Origin of the sequence: Streptomyces sp. NBC_01429 (assembly GCF_036231945.1) — a bacterium.
Classification (GTDB): domain Bacteria; phylum Actinomycetota; class Actinomycetes; order Streptomycetales; family Streptomycetaceae; genus Streptomyces.
Genome location: NZ_CP109599.1, coordinates 7,446,451 through 7,466,597 on the forward strand (window position 1 = coordinate 7,446,451; position 20,147 = coordinate 7,466,597).

Annotated in this window: 23 protein-coding genes; 9 read left to right on the forward strand and 14 right to left on the reverse strand. The window is 73.3% G+C overall.

The features are described from left to right. Positions 1-106: 106 nt before the first annotated feature. From OG627_RS32810 to OG627_RS32820, 3 genes are read left to right on the forward strand one after another with little or no spacing between them, the layout of a single operon-like run. Entirely contained in the window at positions 107-790 is a 684-nt protein-coding gene (locus OG627_RS32810) for a response regulator transcription factor (protein ID WP_329071381.1), read from the forward strand. Continuing rightward, positions 787-2,385 (forward strand): sensor histidine kinase, encoded by a 1,599-nt coding sequence (locus OG627_RS32815; RefSeq protein WP_329071382.1) that lies wholly within the window; start codon positions 787-789, stop codon positions 2,383-2,385. Before OG627_RS32810 ends, OG627_RS32815 begins: the two co-directional genes overlap by 4 nt. Further along, a complete protein-coding gene (locus OG627_RS32820) occupies positions 2,382-3,008 on the forward strand; it encodes a hypothetical protein (RefSeq protein ID WP_329071384.1) in 627 nt (208 codons plus the stop codon). Before OG627_RS32815 ends, OG627_RS32820 begins: the two co-directional genes overlap by 4 nt. Here OG627_RS32820 and OG627_RS32825 read toward each other — a convergent pair. The 6 genes from OG627_RS32825 to OG627_RS32850 all read right to left on the reverse strand — a co-directional run bounded on the left by OG627_RS32825 (position 2,977) and on the right by OG627_RS32850 (position 7,501). After that, on the reverse strand, positions 2,977-3,612 hold the full coding sequence (locus OG627_RS32825) for a DUF305 domain-containing protein (RefSeq protein WP_329071386.1): 636 nt from the start codon (positions 3,610-3,612) through the stop codon (positions 2,977-2,979). The two genes, OG627_RS32820 and OG627_RS32825, sit on opposite strands and share 32 nt — an antisense overlap. Before the next feature lie 110 nt (positions 3,613-3,722). Next, positions 3,723-4,121: a DUF6153 family protein gene (locus OG627_RS32830; protein WP_329071388.1), complete on the reverse strand. Its 399-nt coding sequence runs from the start codon at positions 4,119-4,121 to the stop codon at positions 3,723-3,725. Between the two features lie 73 nt (positions 4,122-4,194). Beyond that, on the reverse strand, positions 4,195-4,626 hold the full coding sequence (locus OG627_RS32835; RefSeq protein WP_329071389.1) for a response regulator: 432 nt from the start codon (positions 4,624-4,626) through the stop codon (positions 4,195-4,197). Between the two features lie 167 nt (positions 4,627-4,793). Continuing rightward, positions 4,794-5,108, reverse strand: coding sequence for a hypothetical protein (locus OG627_RS32840; RefSeq protein WP_329071391.1), 315 nt, complete (start codon positions 5,106-5,108; stop codon positions 4,794-4,796). 174 nt (positions 5,109-5,282) lie between these two features. Beyond that, positions 5,283-6,437: a FecCD family ABC transporter permease gene (locus OG627_RS32845; RefSeq protein ID WP_329071393.1), complete on the reverse strand. Its 1,155-nt coding sequence runs from the start codon at positions 6,435-6,437 to the stop codon at positions 5,283-5,285. Beyond that, complete coding sequence (locus OG627_RS32850) at positions 6,434-7,501, reverse strand: FecCD family ABC transporter permease (RefSeq protein ID WP_329071395.1); 1,068 nt, start codon at positions 7,499-7,501, stop codon at positions 6,434-6,436. The genes OG627_RS32845 and OG627_RS32850 overlap by 4 nt, the downstream gene beginning before the upstream one ends. A gap of 55 nt (positions 7,502-7,556) precedes the next feature. On the opposite strand from OG627_RS32850, the gene OG627_RS32855 reads away from it, so the two are divergent. Next, complete coding sequence (locus tag OG627_RS32855) at positions 7,557-8,627, forward strand: iron-siderophore ABC transporter substrate-binding protein (protein ID WP_329071397.1); 1,071 nt, start codon at positions 7,557-7,559, stop codon at positions 8,625-8,627. An 80-nt stretch (positions 8,628-8,707) separates the two neighbouring features. Here OG627_RS32855 and OG627_RS32860 read toward each other — a convergent pair whose 3' ends face one another. After that, the gene (locus OG627_RS32860; protein ID WP_329071399.1) at positions 8,708-9,289 is read right to left on the reverse strand and encodes a TMEM165/GDT1 family protein; all 582 of its coding nucleotides are present in this window, start codon (positions 9,287-9,289) and stop codon (positions 8,708-8,710) included. Positions 9,290-9,677: 388 nt separating this feature from the next. Between OG627_RS32860 and OG627_RS32865 the strand changes: the two genes are divergently transcribed. Beyond that, positions 9,678-10,325 (forward strand): COG4315 family predicted lipoprotein, encoded by a 648-nt coding sequence (locus OG627_RS32865; protein ID WP_329071401.1) that lies wholly within the window; start codon positions 9,678-9,680, stop codon positions 10,323-10,325. Between the two features lie 192 nt (positions 10,326-10,517). Here the strand turns inward: OG627_RS32865 and OG627_RS32870 are convergent, their stop codons facing one another. Next, on the reverse strand, positions 10,518-11,411 hold the full coding sequence (locus OG627_RS32870; protein WP_329071403.1) for a PRC and DUF2382 domain-containing protein: 894 nt from the start codon (positions 11,409-11,411) through the stop codon (positions 10,518-10,520). 270 nt (positions 11,412-11,681) lie between these two features. On the opposite strand from OG627_RS32870, the gene OG627_RS32875 reads away from it, so the two are divergent. Further along, a complete protein-coding gene (locus OG627_RS32875; RefSeq protein ID WP_329071405.1) occupies positions 11,682-12,740 on the forward strand; it encodes an NAD(+)/NADH kinase in 1,059 nt (352 codons plus the stop codon). A gap of 29 nt (positions 12,741-12,769) precedes the next feature. On the opposite strand, the gene OG627_RS32880 is transcribed toward OG627_RS32875, so the two are convergent. Then, entirely contained in the window at positions 12,770-13,396 is a 627-nt protein-coding gene (locus OG627_RS32880) for a TetR family transcriptional regulator (RefSeq protein WP_329071407.1), read from the reverse strand. A gap of 122 nt (positions 13,397-13,518) precedes the next feature. Between OG627_RS32880 and OG627_RS32885 the strand changes: the two genes are divergently transcribed. Further along, positions 13,519-13,677 carry a hypothetical protein gene (locus tag OG627_RS32885; protein ID WP_329071408.1) on the forward strand — a complete coding sequence of 53 codons (159 nt, stop codon included), beginning with the start codon at positions 13,519-13,521 and terminating at the stop codon, positions 13,675-13,677. Between the two features lie 14 nt (positions 13,678-13,691). Continuing rightward, positions 13,692-13,997 carry a DUF4190 domain-containing protein gene (locus tag OG627_RS32890; RefSeq protein WP_443073587.1) on the forward strand — a complete coding sequence of 102 codons (306 nt, stop codon included), beginning with the start codon at positions 13,692-13,694 and terminating at the stop codon, positions 13,995-13,997. Positions 13,998-14,006: 9 nt separating this feature from the next. On the opposite strand, the gene OG627_RS32895 is transcribed toward OG627_RS32890, so the two are convergent. The 3 genes from OG627_RS32895 to OG627_RS32905 all read right to left on the reverse strand — a co-directional run bounded on the left by OG627_RS32895 (position 14,007) and on the right by OG627_RS32905 (position 17,665). Then, the gene (locus OG627_RS32895; protein ID WP_329071410.1) at positions 14,007-15,068 is read right to left on the reverse strand and encodes a PHP domain-containing protein; all 1,062 of its coding nucleotides are present in this window, start codon (positions 15,066-15,068) and stop codon (positions 14,007-14,009) included. Positions 15,069-15,392: 324 nt separating this feature from the next. Then, entirely contained in the window at positions 15,393-16,064 is a 672-nt protein-coding gene (locus OG627_RS32900; protein ID WP_443073667.1) for an LAETG motif-containing sortase-dependent surface protein, read from the reverse strand. 374 nt (positions 16,065-16,438) lie between these two features. Beyond that, positions 16,439-17,665: an FUSC family protein gene (locus OG627_RS32905; RefSeq protein WP_329071414.1), complete on the reverse strand. Its 1,227-nt coding sequence runs from the start codon at positions 17,663-17,665 to the stop codon at positions 16,439-16,441. Positions 17,666-17,878: 213 nt separating this feature from the next. Here OG627_RS32905 and OG627_RS32910 point away from each other — a divergent pair, with 213 nt between their 5' ends. Continuing rightward, a complete protein-coding gene (locus OG627_RS32910) occupies positions 17,879-18,097 on the forward strand; it encodes a hypothetical protein (protein ID WP_329071416.1) in 219 nt (72 codons plus the stop codon). Here the strand turns inward: OG627_RS32910 and OG627_RS32915 are convergent. Further along, entirely contained in the window at positions 18,078-18,614 is a 537-nt protein-coding gene (locus OG627_RS32915; protein ID WP_329071418.1) for a GNAT family N-acetyltransferase, read from the reverse strand. The two genes, OG627_RS32910 and OG627_RS32915, sit on opposite strands and share 20 nt — an antisense overlap. 168 nt (positions 18,615-18,782) lie before the next feature. Beyond that, the gene (locus tag OG627_RS32920) at positions 18,783-20,111 is read right to left on the reverse strand and encodes a DUF2252 domain-containing protein (protein WP_329071420.1); all 1,329 of its coding nucleotides are present in this window, start codon (positions 20,109-20,111) and stop codon (positions 18,783-18,785) included. Positions 20,112-20,147 lie beyond the last annotated feature (36 nt).

Here is a 20,147-nt window from a genome sequence, read left to right on the forward strand (position 1 = left end):
GGGTCGGTGGCCGGGGCCGCCACGTCAATATGATCGTCCCGTAACAGTTCCCGGCGGGGACCCGTCCGGGGGAATCCGGCCGACGGGCCCTGCGGATACTGTGCACATGCCACGTGTCCTGCTCATCGAAGACGACCCCGCCGTACGTGAGGGCGTGCAACTGGCCCTGCGCCGTCAGGGCCATGACGTCGCCGCCGTCGCCACGGGCGAGGAGGGGCTGGAGCGGCTGTGGTCCTTCCGGCCCGATGTCGTGGTGCTCGATCTGATGCTGCCGGGGATGAGCGGCCTCGACGTCTGCCGCAGGATCAGGTCCGGCGGGCAGGTGCCGATCATCATGGCCACCGCGCGCGGCGACGACGTGGACGTCATCGTCGGGCTGGAGGCCGGAGCCGACGACTACGTCGTCAAACCCGTCCAGGCGCGCGTCCTCGAAGCCCGGATCCGCGCGGTGCTCCGCAGGATCGGCGGCCCCGACACCGGCACACCGCGCGTCGAGACGCACGACGAGCTGACCATCGACCGGGCGGGTCTGGACATCACCCTGCGGGGCGAGCCGGTGGCGCTCGCCCTCTCCGAAATGCGCCTGTTGCTGACCCTTTCGGCCTCCCCGGGACAGGTCTTCAGCCGTCAGCAGCTCCTCGAAGCGGTCTGGGAACACAGCTACCACGGCGACATCCGGCTGGTGGACGCCTGCGTGAAGCGGCTGCGCCTGAAGATGTCCGAACCCCCGGGAGCGCCGCACTACATCCTCACCGTGCGCGGCTTCGGATACCGGTTCAGGGCCGCATGACCGAGCCCCGCGACCGCCCCGCGATCCTCCGCCGGATTCCCCGGACCCTCCCTCGGATCTTCCCCCGGATCAGCGGGCTGCGGGTCCGGCTCGTCGTCGCCTTCACCCTGGTCGCGGTGGCCGGCACCCTCACCACCGGCGCGCTGACCTTCCGGGAGGCGCGCACGGGGGTGCTCAAGCAGAGCCAGGACACGGTCGTCAAACAGTTCCGCGACCATGTCAACACCGTCGCCCCCGGGTTCGGCTCTCCGCAGAACCAGGCCACGATGGACGCGTTCGCCGTCGATGTGGCCCGGGTCGGCCGCTCCCAGGGATGGCGGGTACTGGCCACCTACCGGGGACTGCGCGCCACCTCGGTACCGGGGGACGCCTTCTCCGAACTCACCCCCGAGCTGGAACGGGCGACGGCCGAACGGCCCGTCACCGTCTTCCAGCGGGTCGGCAAGGGCACGCGCACCGTCCTGGTCGTCGGCCTGCCGGTCACCTACGCCTCCGACACCGCCCGCTACGAGGGCCAAGAGCGCCGGCTCTCCGGGCTCGCCGTCTTCCTGGTCGTCCCGCAGAGCGAAGAACAGGCGTACGTCGACGCGCTGGTCTCGGCCGTCCAGCGCGCCGTCCTGCCCGGCCTCGGCCTCGCCGTCGTCCTCGCGCTGCTCGCCGCGCGCGGCGTGCTGCGCCCCGTACGGGAGCTGCGCCGCGCCGCGGGAAGCATGGCGGAGGGCCGCTTCGACACCCGGCTCGCGGTGCACGGCTCCGACGAACTCGCCGATCTCTCGCAGACCTTCAACGAGACCGCCTCCGCGCTCGACCGCTCCGTCGCCGAACTGCGCCGGATGGAGGCCCGCGCCCGCGCCTTCGCCGCCGATGTCTCGCACGAACTCCGTACGCCCCTGGCCGCCATGTCGGCGGTGACCGAGGTCCTGGACGAGGACGCGCGCCACCTCGACCCGGACACCGCCACCGCCGTCCGGCTCATCAGCCAGGAGACCGTGAAACTCTCCCGGCTGGTGGACGACCTCATGGAGGTCTCCCGCTTCGACGCCGGAGCCGCCGAACTGCGCTCCGACGAGATCGACCTCGCCGAGTCGCTGCGGCGCACCCTCGCCTCCCGGGGCTGGACCGACACCGTGGAGACCGAGCTGCCTCCCCCCGACGCCCTGCGGGTACGGGCCGATCCCCGCCGCCTCGACGTGGTGATCGCCAATCTGGTCGCCAACGCGCTGCGGCACGGCGCTCCGCCCGTACGGGTACGGCTGTACGCGGCGCCCGGGGAGCCGGGCGGGACGGGTGAGGCGGGTGAGGCGGGCGGCGCGACGGGACGCGCCGTCGTGGAGGTCGCGGACCACGGCCCCGGCATCCCGCCGGATGTGCTGCCGTACGTCTTCGAGCGCTTCTACAAGTCGGACACGGCCCGTACCCGTACCGAGGGCAGCGGTCTCGGCCTCGCCATCGCGATGGAGAACGTCCGGCTGCACGGGGGCACCCTGCGGGCGGCGAACCGTCCGGAGGGCGGCGCCGTCTTCACCGTGGACATCCCGGTCGGCGCGGTGGGCACCCCGCCCACCGGCCCCGGCGAGCAGGAGGGGACCGTATGACACCCCGGAGGCCGGTGCGCGCCGCACGGGCGGCCGCGCTGCTGATCACCGCGCTCACCCTGCTCTCCGGCTGCCGGATCCCCAGTACCGGCGTCGTCCAGGTCGGGGAACCGGCGACCGGGGTGCGCGTCGAGATACCCGTCTACCTCGTCCTGCGCGGCGAGCTGATTCCGGTGCTCCGCACCGGCGAGGGCGCGCCGTTCAATGTCGCCGAGGCCGTCGCGCTGGCGTTCGAGGGACCGACGGCGCAGGAGACACGCGCCGGGCTGACCACGGAACTGCCCGGTCCGACCCCGGCCGGCGACTTCCCGCGCACGGTCGTGAAGGGCGACGAGATCACCATCGAGGTGCCGTACCGCGAGCGCCTCGGCCCCCTCGCCGCACGGCAGCTCGGCTGCACCGCGTTCGCCGCCCACATCGTCGGGGACCCCGGCGCGGCAAGGGTCACGGTGACCGTCGCCGGTCCGGCGGGGAGTGTGGTCCTGCGGCCCGTCCGGAGGATGTGCCCCGCCGTGGGGCAGGCATCCCCGACATGGGTGCCGCCCGACGGCGAGGCCGAGTCCTGGCCCGACCGCGCCGACGGGCCGTCGGCTATCCCCGCACCAGTGTCCTCATCCGGGTGATCTCCGCCGTCTGGGAGGAGATGACGCTTTCCGCCATGTCCTTGGCGCCCCGGTGGGCCCCTTCGGCCACCTCGGTCCTGGCCATCGCGACGGCGCCCTCGTGGTGCTCGGTCATCAGTTTCAGGAACGCGGTGTCGAACGCGGCGCCGGACGACTTCTCCAGCGCCGACATGTCGCCGTCGCCCATCATGCCGGGCATGGTGTGGCCGGAGTGATCCGCCGCGTCCCGCGCCGGGGCCGGCTCGCCCCAGGCGGTGAGCCAGCCGGAGAGGGTCCTGATCTCCGGGGCCTGGGCCTTCCTGACCTCGGACGCGAGCTTCCTCACCTCGGCGGACGAGGCCCGGGTGGCGGCGAGGTCGGCCATCTCCACCGCCTGCCGGTGGTGCGGGATCATGTCCCGGGCGAAGGACACGTCGGCGGCGTTGTGCGCCGACACGGCGGACGGGGCGGCGGACGGGGCGGCGGCGGCCGGCGAGACGCCGTCGTGGGCGGAGTGCCCGGCGGACCCGCTGTCCTGGCTCCCGCAGCCGGCGAGGACGAGCGCGGCGCAGACGGCGGCCGGGGCGAGGACGGCCCGGCGGCCCTTCGAACGGTATGACGTCATGGTGAGTCGACTCCTGTGCGTGTACGCGCGTGAGCGCGTGTACGTGGCTGATAGGGCATGCCGAACGCGGCCACCGGCCCCTTGCGGGCGCGGCAGGCCGCGAGGCGCGCCTATATGCGCAGGAGTTGGAGTCGGCTCAGTGACGGCGGAGCGCGGTCGCCGCGCCCGGCCGGAGCGCCGGGCCCCGTCGCCGCCGCCCGGTCCGTGTCCGGGAGCGGCCCGGGGGTGAGGGCGGACGGCAGTACGGGACCGCCGCTGGTGCCCGTCGCCGCGCAGGTGGCGTCCGCGTGTTCCGCGTGACCGCCGTCCCGGTGATCCGGTTCCGCGCACCGAGGAGCGCCGGCCGCCGCGTCATGGGCGAGCGCCGCCCCGGCGGCCGGGTGCGGCAGGGGGGCGGTGGCCGGAGCCAGCCCGTGCATCGCCAGGAGGCCGGCCACCACCGCGAGCACCAACGGCGGCAGGACCCGTACCCAGGAGGTCCGGGCCTCGCCGTGCGGTGGCCGTCTCATGGCGACATCGTAGACACCGGCCCGCCCGCGCCCCCGGGCGGCTCGGCGGGCGGCTCCGGCGGATGACGCGGGTTCAGCCCTGCGGCGCCTGGACCGCGGTCTCCAGGAAGAACGCGTCGATGCTCCGCACGGCCCGGGTGAAGTCGTCCAGGTGGAGCGGCTTGACGACATAGGCGTTCGCGTGCCGGTCGTAGGCCGCGCGTACGTCGTCGGGGGCGCCCGAGGTGGTCAGGACCACGACCGGGATGGTCAGCAGCCGCTGGTCGTCCTTGAGCACCTCCAGCAGCTCCCGGCCGTTCATGCGCGGCATGTTCAGGTCCAGCACGATGAGGTCGGGACGGGCGTTCGCGGGGTCCCGCAGGTATTCGAGCGCCGCCAGGCCGTCCTCCGCCTGGTTGATGGAACGGGCCATGCCGTGTTCCTGGAGGGCTTCCTCGATGAGCAGCGCGTCGGCCGGATCGTCCTCCACCAGCAGGACGTCATAGGTGGGGCTGAGGCTGTTCACGGCGTCGGGTTCCTGTTCTCGTACGGGCTCGTGCCGGGCTGTGGGCGCGCGGGAAGCCTGGCGCGAGAACCGGGCGGACATCTACTCGTAGAGAGTACGCGCCACGACCGAACGGGCGTACTGCCACGGACCGGTGATGTCCCGCCGGTACCCCGGCGCGAGCGCGGTCAGCCGTCGCCGCCCCGGGTCTGGTGCAGGATCCAGGAGATGGCGTCGGGTCCGGGCCGGTAGGCAGCGGCCGACTTCCAGATCCGTACGTACGACGCCGCGACCCGTTCCTCGGCCGCCGTCGGCGACGAGGTCGCCTCGACGGCGGCGGCGAAGACGAGGGGAGCGGTGTGGTCGTACAGCCGGGCGAACGCCGTCCGGCTGCCCTCGGCGATCTGCACCAGGAGATCGTCCAGGCTCTCTCCGGTGCCGGGCAGGACCGAGCAGGTGCTCCGGTCGGCCGGAGCGGGTACGCGTGAGTGGCCACGGTTCATGACAACAGGCTAGCCGTGCCATACGCGTCCACTTCGACCGGTCCCGGACACTCCGGGAGGGTCCGGGCCGCCTTTCACGCCAAGGGGTGAACTCCGCCCGGAAGCGGACAACTTGTTCCTCCGGTTGTGCCAGGCGCTGCCCGGGTACGGCGCCGCGCACCGCCCGCGGCGCCGTCAGCCGGCCTTGGCGGTGGAGCGTTCCCGCGACAGCAGCCACAGCAGGTACAGGCCCCCGAGGGCCCCGGTGACCAGGCCCACCGGGATCTGGAAGGGGGAGAGGAGGCGCTGCGCCAGCAGATCGGCCGTCGCCAGGATCAGCGCGCCGGTGAGCATGGCCGAACCGATCGGGGCGCCGGGGGAGCGGGTGATTCTGCGCGCGAGCTGCGGCGCCGCCAGCGCGAGGAAGCCGATGGGGCCGGCGACCGCGATGGCCGTACCGGCCAGGGCGACCCCGAGCAGCAGGGCGGACGCCCGCACGCGCGCGATGTTCACCCCGAGGGCTCCGGCGGTGTCGTCCCCCATCTCCATCAGCCGCAGCGGCCTGCCCACGGCCAGGGTCGCCACCACGAGCACGGGCAGGGCGAGCGCCAGCGGGGCGACCTGCGGCCAGGAGACGGCGTTGAGGCTGCCGAAGGTCCACGCCTTGGCGCTCTCCGCCGACTCCAGATCGGCCCGGGTGAGCAGATAGTCGTTGACGGAGGCCAGCATGGCGCCGACGGCGATGCCCGCGAGGACCAGCCGGTTGCCGGAGACGCCGCGCGACGCGGTGACCCCGTACACCACGATCGCCGTGGCCAGCCCGCCGAGCACCGAGCCCGCGCCGACGCCCACCCCGGCGCCCGAGCCGCCGGCCAGGATGACGACGAGCGCGCCGCTGGTGGAGCCGGTGGTGAACCCGATGACGTCGGGGCTGCCCAGCGGATTGCGCGACAGGCTCTGGAACAGCGCCCCGGACAGCCCGAGGGCCGCCCCCACGAGCAGCGCCGCGCAGACCCGGGGCAGCCGCTGGCCGACGATGATGAACCGGTCGGTGGCGGAGCCGCCGCCGTTGAGCAGTACGTCGGCGATCCCCGCCGTGTCGATGCGGTACGTGCCGGTGAACATGGTGAGCGCCCACACCGCCGCGCACCCGGCCAGCAGGACGGCCATGACGGCGGCGGCCCGGCCCGAGTAGCGCAGCGTGAGCCCGCCGGGGAGCCGCGCCACCCGGGTCGGGGCGGCTGTCCGGCCGGGGGCGGCACCCCGGCGCGCGGCGCGGTCCCGGTCGGAGCCGGTGTTCCTGCGCGGCGGCGTCCTCCCCGGGGCGCGGGGCGGCTGCGAGTCGCTCATGCCGCCACCTCCCGCCGCCGGGTGACCAGCCAGAGCAGCACCGGGGCGCCGACGAACGCGGTGACGATACCGACCTCCATCTCGCCGGGCCGGGCGACGACCCGGCCGGTGATGTCGCTCAGGAGCAGCAGGATCGCCCCGCCCGGCAGCGAGAAGAGCAGCAGGCGCCGCAGATCGGGGCCGAGCAGCAGCCGCAGTACGTGCGGAACGACCAGTCCGACGAAGGAGATCGGTCCGGCGGCGGCGGTCGAGGCGCCGCACAGCAGCATGATGGAGAGGAACCCCGCCGCGCGCACCCAGGGAACCCTGAGCCCGAGCGCGGCGCCCGTCTCGTCGCCCAGCGCCAGCGCGTTGAGGGACGGACCGAGCGCGAGGGCGATCAGGGCGCCGACGGCGATGAAGGGCAGGGCTGCGGTGAGGGCCTCGGAGCCCCGGTTCTCCAGCGATCCCACCACCCAGAAGCGGTACGAGTCGAAGGCCGTGGTGTTGAACATGGTGAGGATGCCCGTACCCGCCCCCAGACTCGCCGACAGCGCCGCTCCGGCCAGGACGAGCCGGGTGTGGTGGTGGCCCCGGGCGCTGCCCGCGGTGAGCGAGTGGACGAGCAGGGCCGCCAGCACGGCTCCGGTGAAGGCGAACCAGATGTAGCCGGACACGCTGGTCACCCCGAAGGCGGCGATCGCGATCACCACCGCGAACGAGGCCCCGGAGTTGATGCCCACGATGCCCGGCTCGGCGAGCGGATTGCGGGTGATGGCCTGCATGACGACACCCGCCAGGGCGAGCGCCGCGCCGATCGCGACCGCGAGCACCGTCCGCGGCATCCGCAACTGCCGGACGATGATGGCCTCCGGGCTCCCGTCGTCGTGCGTCAGCACGCGCCACACGGTCTCCAGCGGGATGCTCCGCGCGCCGACGCCCAGACTGACCAGCACGAGCAGGAGGACGACGGCGAGGCACGCGGCCAGCGCTGCGGCGCGGCCGAGGCCGGGCCCGCCGCCACCGCGCCACCGGGACCGGCGCGGAGTCCTGCCGGAATCCTCGCCTCCGGATATGTGATCCATCGCATGGTCTGCATCCCTACTCATCAACACTTAGGGAAGCCTAAGCTAAACGATCGTGTACCGCTTCCGTGACCTCCCTCTCACCCGTCTCGCCGGTGGCTTCGCCCTGGCGGGCGCCCTGCTGCTCAGCGGCTGTTCCAACGGCTCGGCCGAATCGGCAGGTTCGTCGGCCGGCGTCACGAGCGCCGACCCGTCGGCCGCCGCCGGCACGGCCACCCACACCGCGCCCCGCACCGTGCCCAAGGGCATGGGCAGCGGCAAACCGGACGGCGAATTCCCGCGCACGGTCAGCCACTTCGAGGGCAAGACCGTCATCAAGGCCGAACCCGAGAAGGTCGTGGTCATCTCCACCGGCCAGGCCGACGCCCTGCTCACCCTCGGTACGGTCCCGGCGGGCTCTACCCGGGGCGACGGCGCCGATCTCATCCCGCAGTACCTGAAGGACGACTACCCGAAGGACGCGGCCAAGCTGGCGAAGGTCGCCGACGTGGGCTCGCGGGTGGACCCGAACATCGAGTCCATCGCCAACATCAAGCCCGACCTGATCCTCATGAACATCGCGGGCAAGGACGCCAAGGGCCTCTACACCGCGCTGAGCGCCGTCGCGCCCACCGTCGCCACCCAGGGCACCGGCCTCTACTGGAAGCAGGACTTCCTGCTCGTCGCCGACGGTCTGGGCAAGACCGGACGGGCGCAGAAGTTCCTCGACAACTTCCACACCGACGCCGCCGCGTGGGGCAAGACGCTCGACAAGCCCGTCACGGTCTCCTTCCTGCGCCTCAACGCCGACCGGCTGCGCGTCTTCGGCGTGCCCTCGTTCACCGGCAGCATCGCCGAGGACGCCGGACTCGGCCGGCCCGAGAGCCAGCAGTTCGACGACACGTCCGAGGACATCAGCAACGAGCAGCTGGACCGGGCCGACGCCGACTGGATCTTCTACGGGGTCCAGGGCGCCGAGACCAAGGTGACGGCCCTCACCAAGGCGCCGCTGTGGCCCACCCTCTCGGCCGTCGCGGGCAAGACCGCGATCCCGGTCGACGACGACGTCTTCTACCTCAACACCGGCCCGACGGCCGCCCGCGACGTCCTCACCGTACTCAAGAAGCACCTGACGCCCACCGGCTGAGACCGGACGAAACCCCCGTCACCACGAACGCCCGTGGCCCCCGCGCCGTCGCGGGGGCCACGGGCGTATCCGTGCCGGTGTCAGCCCACGAAGATCTCCGTGACCGACCAGATGGCCAGGCCGAGCATGCACAGCCCGCCGATGCGCTGCACGGTCTTGAGCGGAACACGGGTGGCGATGAAGCGGCCGGCGAGCAGGGCCAGCGCGGAGACCGACATCAGCGCGGCGGCCGAGCCGATGGCGGTGGACCAGGTTCCGTTGCTCGCGGCGAGGTTGGCGGTGGTGATCTGGGTGAGGTCGCCCCACTCGCTGATGAAGACGGCCATGAAGGCCGTCGAGTAGACGGGCCAGAAACCGGTGACGGTCTTGGTCTCGGCCGCCTCCTCGTCGTCGCCCCCGCCGCGCAGCAGCATGAAGGCGCCGAAGGCGAACAGGAGGGCCGAGACGAGCTTGACGGTCCAGTCGGGCAGGAGCCCGATCAGACTGCCCGCGCCGATGGCGATGGCGACATGCACGATGAACGCGGTCGAGGTACCGAACCAGACGTACAGCGGACGCATCCGGGTGCCCATGGCCAGGGACGCGAACATGGTCTTGTCGGGCAGCTCCGCTAGGAAGATCAGCCCGAAGGCGGTGACGATCGCCAGGGGGTCGAGACTCATTCCGGGTGGCTCTCTCTTCTGGGCCGGACCCGGATCTTCGCGAAGCGCCGTGAGGAGCAAGGAGGACCACTCGGCCCGGCACGACGGCGCACCCGCGGGAGTGCGGGTACGTCAATGCCTGACCGAAGGTCTCGCCCGCCCGTCCTGAGACGGGCCCGGCCACCGGGAACCCTGGGGTTCCAGTGTGTCGACGACCGGTTCGCGGGGCTACTCCCCTTCGCTGCCTCCACGCTACCTCACCCGTTCGGCGGCCTCGGCCCCGGCCGGGTACGTCGGACGGCTCTGTCCGGTGGCCCGCCGTCCGGGCCTGCCGTGTAGTGGGCGCTGTGGCCGCGATCGGGCGGGCGCCGTGCTGCCCGTGGGGCGGCCCTGATCTGAGGAGTCATCAATGAAGGTCAACACCAGGACGCTCGCCGCGCTCGCCGTCGCCGCGCTGTGCGCGACGGCGGTCGCCGGATGCTCGGACAGCGGTGGCGGGGCGTCCGCGTCGAAGTCCGAGGTGCCCGCCGACTACGCGGCGGCCTCCGCCTCCGCCTCGGTGTCCCCGTCCGCGGCCACGTCGTCCCCCGCCGCGAACCTCGGCAAGGTGTCGGCCAAGGACGTGGGCGCGTACGGGGAGATCCTGGTCAACCACCGGGACCGTACGCTCTACCTCTTCGAGGCCGACAAGGTCGACAAGTCGACCTGCGCGGGCAACTGCGAGAAGGTCTGGCGCCCCCTGCTCGTCAAGAACAAGCCGGAGGCGGGCACCGGCGGGGTCAAGGCCGACCTGCTCGGGACCACCACCCGCGCCGACGGCACCAAGCAGGTCACCTACGACAGCCACCCGCTGTACACCTACCGGGCCGACCGCCGGGCCGACGAGGCACACGGCCAGGCCAAGACCCAGTTCGGCGCCAAGTGGTACGTGGTCGACATCGAGGGCAAGGCGGTCACCACCCCGCCGTCCAGCGCCAGCCCCAGCACCAGCACGAGCCCGAGCATGAGCGCCAGCACGGGCGCGAGCACCGGCGCCAGCCCCAGCGCGAGCTACTGAGCCGTCGTGCGGACGGCGGGATCGCGCCGTGCCGGGCGGTGTCCGGCACGCACGGCCACCGGTCGCACCCGCCCCCGCCGCCGTCCACCGGCGCCGCCCGCCACGCACGCGTGGCCCCCGCCCGGCCACGTGTGTGTGGCGGGCGGGGGCGTCGGCACGTACGACCGCTTCGGTGGCCGTGGCGGGGCCGGGTCAGCGGCCGGTGCCGCCGCGCTTGCCCCGGAGTCCCTGGTCGCCCTGGTCCGTGTCGTACTCGATCTGTTCCTTGCGGACCTCCGCCGAGACGTCCTTCTGCTCGGTGACCTTCTCCGTCTCCATCCGGACGCGCTCGACCGGCACGGATTCCTTGCTGATGACCGGCTGATCGGCGTGCAGCGTCACCTCCGTCTGCGCCTCGCCGATGCGCGAGCCGCGGATCCCGGCGCGGTCCTCGGGCGAGATGGCCTCGTGGACGACGCGTACCTCCTCGTGGCTGAGCGGGACCGTGGTCGTCACGTTCTCGGTCACGACCACCTTGCGCAGCCGGGCGTGACCGACCTCGCGCTCCTCGGTGGTGACGTGCAGCTGCTCCTCGGACCTGATCAGCTCCTCGGTGTGCTCGCCCTTCTCGTCGGCCATCGAGCCGCGCATCCCGGCCATGGGCCGCCCGGCGGCGGCCGCGGGGCGTCCGGTGGACATGCCCGCGTCGGCGGGCATCCCGGTCCCGGCACGGGTGCCGGTCCCCGCCGCGGCCGCGGTGCCGGCGGCCGTTCCGATACCGCCCGCGGCCGTCAGGCCGTAGTGGTGGTAGAGCTGCTTCTCCTGGCCCGGGTCGAGATGCTCGTCCGCCTCCAGACGCGGTGCCTCCTTGACGGTGTCCTTGGCGTACGGGACGTGGATGTCCTCGCCCGCGCGGCGGGCGCCGGTGAGCGGGACGAGGCTCTCCTTCATCCCGAACAGGCCGGTCTTCACGGTGACCCACTCCGGGCGGCCGCTGCGGTCGCCCACGTAGACCTGACCGACGTTGCCGATCTTGTCACCGTCCTGGTCGTACACACTCCTGCCGCTCAGGCTGCTGGGGTTGTCGAACACGCCTTCGGCTGACATCAACGATCACTCCTCGCGTGGGGGAAGCGCGTCTGTAGGGATCGGGCCCCGCACGGTCAGGCGCGCACGACTCCATCGCGCATCCGGACGGCCGCCGCGGCAACCGGGGCAGGACGGCGCCGGGCACCGTGACCGCCGGAATGCCCGGCTCCACCGGCGTGCGGGCCGGTCGGCGCCTCCTCGCTCATATCCGCCATTCGAGTGAATCCGCCGGAGGGTGCCGCCGGTCGCCGGGTGGCGCGCCGCCGGGCTCGTACGGAGGCTGTGGGCATGGCTGTGCAACGTATCGGGCTCGTGGTCCACCGGGGCCGCCCGGCCGCCGTCGAGGTGGCACGCGCCGTCCGGGCCTGGTGCGCCGAGCGGGGCGTCCCGTGCCGGGAGATCGACGGGGGCGCGGAGCCCGGCGGCGGCCCCGCCGAGCAGCCCCCCGCCGGTCACCCCGGCCTCGTCGTCACGCTCGGCGGTGACGGCACCTTCCTGCGCGGCGCGCGGATCGCCGCCCGGTACGACGCCGAGGTGCTCGGGGTCGATCTGGGCCGCGTCGGCTTCCTGACCGAGGTGCCCGCCGAGGAGGTGACCGGCGCCCTCGACGCGGTCGACGCGGGCCGGGCCACCATCGAGGAGCGCATGACGCTCACCATGCGGGCCTCGCGCGCCCTGGAGCTGCCGACCGGCGTCGAGGCGCTGCTGCGCTTCGGGCGCGGGCCCGCGCTGCCACCGCCCCGGGTACTGCCGCGCGACCCCGGCGAGGAGGAGGGCTGGGGGGTGGCGCTGGACGTCACCGCCGTCAACGACGTCGTCCTGGAGAAGCTGGCCAGGGACCGGCAGGTCAACCTGGGGGTCTACGTCGCGGGCCGGCTGCTCGCCTCGTACTCGGCGGACGCGCTGATCGTGGCCACCCCGACCGGCTCCACCGCCTACAGCTTCGCGGCGGGCGGCCCCGTGCTCTCGCCGCGCATGGACGCCGTGGTCTTCACCCCGGTGGCGCCGCACATGACCTTCGACCGCACGATCGTGGCCGCCCCGGACGAGCCGGTGGCGCTGCGGGTGCTGCCGCACTCGGGCGCGGTGGCGCTCAGTGTGGACGGCAGGCTCAGCGGGGCGCTGGAGCCCGGCGACTGGGTGGGTGTGTACGGCGCCACGTACCGGCTGCGGCTGGTGCGGCTGGGGCCCGTCGACTTCTACACCCGGCTGCGGGAGCGCTTCCGGCTCACCGACGCGCCGGCCACCGCCGACGACGGCGAGGCGGCTCCGCTGTTCCGGCCCGACAGCAAGGTGCCGGCCGACCTCGCCCGGCTGAGCCTGCCGCCGCCCCCGTCGCAGGGCTGAGCGCCGCCACGGGCGTGCGCCCGTGGCGGTCAGTCCAGCCAGTGGCGGCGGCCGAGGCTGATCAGCCGCAGCTGCCGGCGCGCTCTGGACGCCACCCGTTCCCGCGCTCCCGGCCCCTCCTCGGCGGCGTCCAGGAACGCGGAGGCGGTCATCACCATGTGGTCGACGTAGACATCGGCGAGCATCCGCAGGTCGTCCTCGCTCCAGCCCGCCGAGGCCGGCTGGGCACCGAGCGCGGCGGCCACCTCCCGGGAGAAGAGGAGCAGTTGGGCCGCGATCGCCTCCCGTACCGGCCGGACGCCGCCGTGCCGCTCGCGGGCGATGAACCGTACATGGGCGGGGTACGCGCGGACCTGACGGGCGATCACCTCGATGCTGCGGTCGATCCGTTCGTCGGCGCTGTCCGCCTCGGCGAGCGTGCCCGCGATCATCCCGTGCAGGCTGCCGAGCGCCTCCTCGACCAGCGCGGTGCCGAGGTCGGCGGTGTCCCGGAAGTGGCGGTAGAACGCGGTCGGGGCCACTCCCACGGCGCGCGTGACCTCGCGCAGTCCCAGGCTGCTGAGGCCCTGGTCCTCCAGCAGTACGAGGGCCGCGTCCAGCAGGGCCTGACGGGTCTTCTGTTTCTGCGCCTGGCGGATTCCCGGAGTGTGACTCATGCCATTCAGTAAACAACTGTTCCGCGGTCGGAGAAAGCGTAGACTCACGATTCAGTGAACAACTGTACTCGCAAATGCCCGGTCCACGTCCCGCCGCGCACCACCCCCGCAAGGAGGCACTCATGATCTTCCTCGTCGCCGCTCTCCTGCTGATGGGGCTCCTCCTGGGCACGGTGGCCCACGTCTCGCTCCCCGTCACCCTGGCCGCCGCCGCGTTCATCTGCGGCTGGCTGCTCGTGTTCGCCGCCCGGGAGCGCCGGGCCCGTATCCGCCACCGCTGAGAGGAGCCCGCACCATGACGCTCACCGCCACCACCGACACGACCGCCACCACCGAACCCGCCGCCGGACCCACGTCCGCGCGGCCGGACCGCCGTGACGCCGACGGCATGGCGGTCGCCTCCTTCGTCCTCGGACTGCTGGGCCTGCTGGTGATGAACATCCTCTTCGGCCCCATGGCCCTGGTGCTGGCGGGCCTGGCCCTGTGGCGGGGCACCGGGCGCAGGGGACGGGCCCTCCTGGGACTGTTCCTCGGCGTGGCCGACCTGGTGGTCCTCGCGGTGCTCCTCGGCGCGGACCGCACGATCTCCTGGAGCATGTGACCCCGTGTCCTAGGGGGCGTGCCGGGTCCGTGTCCACGCGCGCAGCTGCTCGGCCGTCCAGGTGTTGATGACGCGGTCGGCCGGTACGCCGCACTCCTCGGCCCGCGCGCAGCCCAGCGGCTGCCAGTCGAGCTGGCCCGGCGCGTGCGCGTCCGTGTCGATCGCGAAGAACACCCCGGCGGCCACCGCCTCGCGCAGCAGCCGGCGCGGTGGATCGAGCCGCTCCGGTCTGCTGTTGATCTCCACCGCCGTGCCGGACTCGGCGCAGGCGGCGAAGACCGCCCCGGCGTCGAACCGCGACTCGGGCCGCCGCCCGTCGCCCCCGCCGCCCCTCCCGCCGCGCCGCGTGCCCTGACGCGTCGCCACCAGCCGCCCGGTGCAGTGCCCGAGCACATCGGTGAGCGGATCGCGTACGGCGGCGATCATGCGGCGGGTCATCGGCCTGGCATCCATCCGCAGCTTCGAGTGGACCGACGCCACCACCACGTCCAGCCGGTCCAGCAGCTCCGGATCCTGGTCCAGCGAGCCGTCCGGGAGGATGTCGCACTCGATGCCGGTCAGCAGCCGGAACGGCGCCCAGCGCTCGTTCAGTTCCGCGATCACGTCGAGCTGCTCGCGCAGCCGCCCGGCCGTCAGACCATGCGCCACGGTGAGGGTGGGGGAGTGGTCCGTCAGCACGGCCCACTCGTGTCCGAGCGCCGCCGCCGTGCGGCCCATCGCCTCGATGGGGCTGCCGCCGTCCGACCAGTCCGAGTGCAGATGACAGTCGCCGCGCAACGCGGCGCGCAACGCCAGGCCGCCCTCGGCGAGCGGCGCCGCGGCCTCCCGCTCCAGCCCCGCCAGATACTCCGGTACGGCGCCGGCGACCGCGGCCTCCACCACCCGCGAGGTCTTGGGGCCGATGCCCCGCACCCGCGCCAGTGTCCCGTCGGCGGCGCGCCTGGCCACCTCGCCGGGGTCCATGCCCGCGACGATGTCCGAGGCCGTACGGAACGCCCGTACCCGGTAGGTCTCCGCCCGCGAGCGCTCCAGCAGGAAGGCGATCCTGTCGAGAGCCTCCACCGGCTCCATGGGCGCCCCCAGCCTGTCGGTGGCGGTACGGATCCCCTCATTGTCCGCGCGCCCGGCGCGCCGTGCATCTCGCCGGGCGGGACAAGGCCCCCGGACATGGTGAGACCCCGCGAGCGGGGGCGCCGCGGGGTCTCACACTTGCTCGCAGAGTGCGCCGGGGTGGTCCGGGGTCCCTACCGGGAGCCGGTCACACCGTCCGTACGCTCTCGTGGCCTGCCGCGCCCCGATGTCGTCGCCGCTGGGATGCGGCGGTCCTGGCCTGACCGGTCGGCCGTATCAGGGCCGGTCGGGTCGTGGCGGCGGGGTGGTGCGTGAAGCGGTTGTTCAGCCCTGCACGGAGCGACGCTTGCGCGCGGCCCACATGATGCCCGCACCCGCGACCAGAACGACACCGGCGGCACCGGCGATCAGCGGCGTGGCGCTGGAGGAACCGGTCTCCGCCAGGTCGTCCCCGGCGGGGCTCGGCTGGTTCGGGGAGACCTCGGTCGCGGGCGAGGTGCTCGTCCCGGCCGACGGGGTGGCCTCGTCGCTCGGGGTCTCGCTCGCCGGAGGCTCCTCGCTGGGAGTCTCGCTCGGCTGCGCCTCCGACGGCGTCGGAGTGGGGCTCTCGCTCTCCGCCGGCGGCGGGGTGGTGGAGCCTTCGCAGACGGGCGCGGTCTTGGTCTCGTCGCGCGAGAACCGGTCGCCGTCGGCGGCCTTCACGATGAGACGGACGGTCAGCTCACTGCTGTGCTCGGGAAGGTCCAGCTTCTTGTGGAAGTCGTTCCGGAACTTCTCGGTCGGCAGCAGATCCTTGCCGTCCGCGGTGACCGTCACCGTGTTCTGGTCGCTCTTGCCGTAGGCGGTGAGGTCGAGGCTCACCTCGTCGCAGGTGACCGACCAGGTCGGGGTGTGCGCCATGGCCGGCGTGGCCGCGAGGCCGACACCGAGGGCACCTGCGGCAGCGACCGTTATGAGCGCGCTTCTGCGTCGCCATGATCCGCTGAATAGAGTCACAAAATCCTCCGCGATAACCGCGCCGCCCACGATGACGGCGCGCGCGCACAGTACCGCCATCGGCGTGGTGTCCCTCAACCGCCCCACTCAACTCTCCGCTTCCGCACGCCTCCTGAGCGTTCCACGGTGCCGGCCGGCCGGGTGCGCACCGCGCGAAGAGGGGTGAAAGCCGCATCGTGATCACACCCGGCGCGGGCCCCGCCCGTACGGTCTTCGCTGATGACACCCCCGCCGGCCGGTTCGGGCCGGGTGAGCGCCCGCTTCTTCGGCGGAACATGCGGCCGTCCCGCTCATGATGGGCAAAGTTTCCGTCAATAATCGCGAGTGGATGGCTGATTGTCCGTCCGGCGCGCGTCGCGGCGGTGTGCCCGCCCTCATCCGCGCCGGGGCAGTGTGCCGCGCGCCCACTGCCGGACCGCCGCCAGCCGGGGGTAGCGCTCGCGCTGTTCCCGTGAGGCGCGGTCCAGCTCCTCCATCAGCCGTACGGAGCGGTGCTCCATGTCCAGTTCGTCGAGGATCCGGTCGATCTCCGCCAGTACCGCGCCGTGCAGCTGCCACTGCCGGGGGTGGCGTTGTACGCCCTCCAGCAGCAGATCCGCCAGCCGCTCCCGGCTCGTACGCGCGGATTCCAGGTTCCCTGCCAGCCGCCCCTCGGCGGTCTCGGCGCTCTCGCTCGCCTCCGTGGTCACCAGCACGGCGAAGCTGACGACCGCGTCCGCCACCCGGGCGAGCAGGTCCTCCAGCGCGGCCCCCACCTCCGGGGTGAACAGTGGCTCCCGCGTCCGTTCCTTCGCCAGATCGGTGAGCGTCCTGGCCAGTACCCGCAGCACCACCGTGCAGATCTCCAGGGTGTCGAGCCCCGTCCGCAGCACCACGCGGTGCAGCAGCCCCTCCCGTACCCGTGGGTTGAGCCGGACGCTGTCCTCCGCCCGGCGCAGCGCCGCGTCCACCTCGCTGATGTCGTGGTCGAGCCGGCGGGCCTCGTGGAGCCGGGACGCCGCGCGCTCCACGGTGAGCGGCGCCGTCAGCCCCTCCCCGATGCGCAGCAGCAGCTGGCGCATGCGCCGGGAGAGATCCTCGATGGAGGCGCCCGCCGTACGCACCCATACGGGCGGCGCGAACAGCAAGTTGAACACGAGCCCGACCACCGCGCCGATCAGTGTCTCCAGCACCCGGTCCCACGCCGTCGACGCCACCCGGGTCACCCCGAGGACCAGCATCGCGCTGATCGCGACCTCGGGCACGAACTCGTTCACCCGCACGATGCGGCCCACCACCAGCGAGGCCAGGATGATCAGCCCCAGACTCCACCAGGTCAGCCCCACCAGCACACTGAAGCCACTGGCCACCAGCACTCCAGCGACGACCGCGTTGACCCGGCGGATCCCGGTGGTCAGGGTGGAGTAGAGCGTCACCTGCACGACCAGCAGCGCCGTCAGCGGAGCGGTCAGCGGCGCCGCCTCGGTGCTCAGATGGCGGGCGACCACATAGGCGATCGTCGCGGCCGCGGTGGAGCGCAGCGCCTGGGCGACGGCGGGTTCACGGCCGCGCCGCACCAGCTCGGCCACCGGCGCGTTCACGGAGTCTCTGACAGCACGCACGCCCTGACCCTTCCCGCGCACGCCCCCGCCGGACCGCCGGCGGCTCCGATGGGGCCGTGTGGCCGAGAGCGGGGAGCGGCCGGGACGAGCGCGGACCGTGGCGGCCCGGGTACCCGTGGTTGTGCGCTACGGGGAAGGATGAGGTAGACACCTTCCCAGCGGGTCGATCGGCATTGGGGCCGCGCGACCGCTCGACTCACCGAACGGTTGTGCATGCCTTCTTCACCGTCCCGCCAGGAACCACTGCGGGCACCGACCACGACGGACGCGCCGCACGCGCGTCCACAGCACCACGGCATCTTCCTGGAGCCCCGCTACACCGTGGAACTGCCGCCCCTCCACGAAACCGAGGGGGACGAGGAGCCCACCATGGAGAGTCTCTTCGAGCGGCCCCAGAGCCGCCGCCGTACGCCTATCCAGCGCCGGGGATAGCCCCGGCGCCGTCCGGGGTGCCGTCGTCGTCCCAGACGACGCTGTAGTACTTGAGCCGCTCGTCCTCCGCGATCAGCCGCATGCCCACCGCCGTCATCACCCGCTGCGAAGCGGTGTTGCCGTGGTCGGTGTCGCCGCGGACGCGGAGGACGCCGCGCTCGCGCGCGAAGCGCAGCAGCCGGCGCAGCGACTCGGACGCGAACCCCCTGCCGTACGCCGACGGGATCAGGCCGTAGCCGATCGTCACGCTCAGCTCGTCGTCCGGGGCGCCGTGGAAGCCGACCCCGCCGATCGCGTGCCCGTCCTCGCGACGGCGGATCTCGTACGGGCCGAAGGGCCGCGGATCGCCGGTGATCGAACAGGTGGTCAGAAAGCGCCGGGCCCCCACCCTGTCGCCGTCGGTGGGGTAGCCGGGCGCCCACCGGTCGCCGTCCGCCGCTTCCCCTGCGGTCACCCGCTCGGCCTCCGGCGCGCTCAACGGGTGCAGTACGAGCCGCGCTGTCACAAGATCGTCCATGGCACGCAGACGTATCACACGCCCCCGTGACCGTCCCTCATGGGCCCCGGCGCCCGCCGGGGGGCTCGCTGGGGCCCGCTGGGGGCACGCCGTCAACATCGCGTCCATCCCTTCACGCCCCGTCCCGAACGGCGGCCGGCGGGCCGGATGCCCACCGGAGGTCCGCTGTCATCCGGTGGGCATCCGCCCCGCCGCGAGCGCCTCGGTGAGCGCCGCGTGGTCGGCCGCGTTCCTGGCGGCGTAGCGCAGGGCGAACTCGGCGAGCGCGCGGTCGAAGACGTCCGCGCCGCCGAGGTAGTGGGCGATGGCGATCCGGTCGCCGGAGCGGGCGTGGGCGCGGGCCAGGGCGGCGCCGCACAGCCGCGCGTGGGCGAGGAGCAGGGACGGCGCCATGTCCTCCACCTCGGCGGAGCCCTTCATGTCGCGCAGTTGGCGCCAGTAGAAGTGCCGGCCCTCGGGACCCGTCACCCAGCCGAGGAAGATGTCCCCCGCCGCCTGGAGCACACGCTGCCCCGAGACCACCCGGTGGCCCTGGTGGGCGTGGACGCTCTGCTGGAGATGGGGTTCGAGCACGGACCGCTCCGCCTCCTTGATCTGGAGGAACAGCGGGTCGCCGGCGTTCCTGCCCTCCAGCAGCACCAGATAGCAGCGCGTGCCGACGCTGCCGACCCCCACGACCTTGCGGGCCGCGTCCACGAAGCGGAACCGGTCGAGGATCAGCCGCCGCTCCTCGGGAAGGGTGCTGCGGTAGCCGATGAAGATCCGGCGCAGCGCGGCGTGCTCGATCCGGCCCAGGGGTTCCAGCAGCGGCGGGTCGGGGGTGATCCGGCGCTGTCCCCGCGCCGTGTCGGTCAGCCGCTCCAGCGCGTGCAGGCCGGTGCGCCGCCGGGCCCTGGCCGGCCCCGCCGCCATCCGCTCCCGCTGCCCCGCCCGGACCAGGGGCAGGATGTCGGCGGTGTCGATCCGGTCGTACCAGACGTCGAGTTCACCGAGGGGAGCCAGCCGCCGCATCGATGTCCGGTACGAGGCGGCCGCGGCCCCGGCCGCGCGGCGGGCGTGGTGCTCGGAGTGGCCGTTGTCGAGGGCGGCGACCGCGACGCTCGCCGCGAGCCGTTTCACATCCCATTCGAAGGGGCCCGGGAGCGTCTCGTCGAAGTCGTTGATGTCGAAGAGGAGCGCGCGCTCGGGGGAGGCGAACACACCGAAGTTCAGCAGATGCGCGTCCCCGCACAGCTGGACGGTCAGCTCCGTGCGCGGCTGGGCGGCCAGATCGGCGGTCATGACGGCGGCGGCGCCCCGCAGGAAGGCGAACGGGGAGGCTGCCATCCGCTCGTAGCGCAGCGGCAGCAGTCCGGGGACCCGCGCGGTGGCCTGCCGGGCCAGCACGACGAGCGGATCGAGCCGGTCGGCGCCGGGTATCCACAGCCCGTGCGAGGACCGCGACACCTGCTTGCGCGCGGCCCGGCCGCGCTCCGCCCGGTCGGCGGGAGTGGTCATCACGGCCCCTCTCGCCGCGTCGGCCAGCCACGGCAC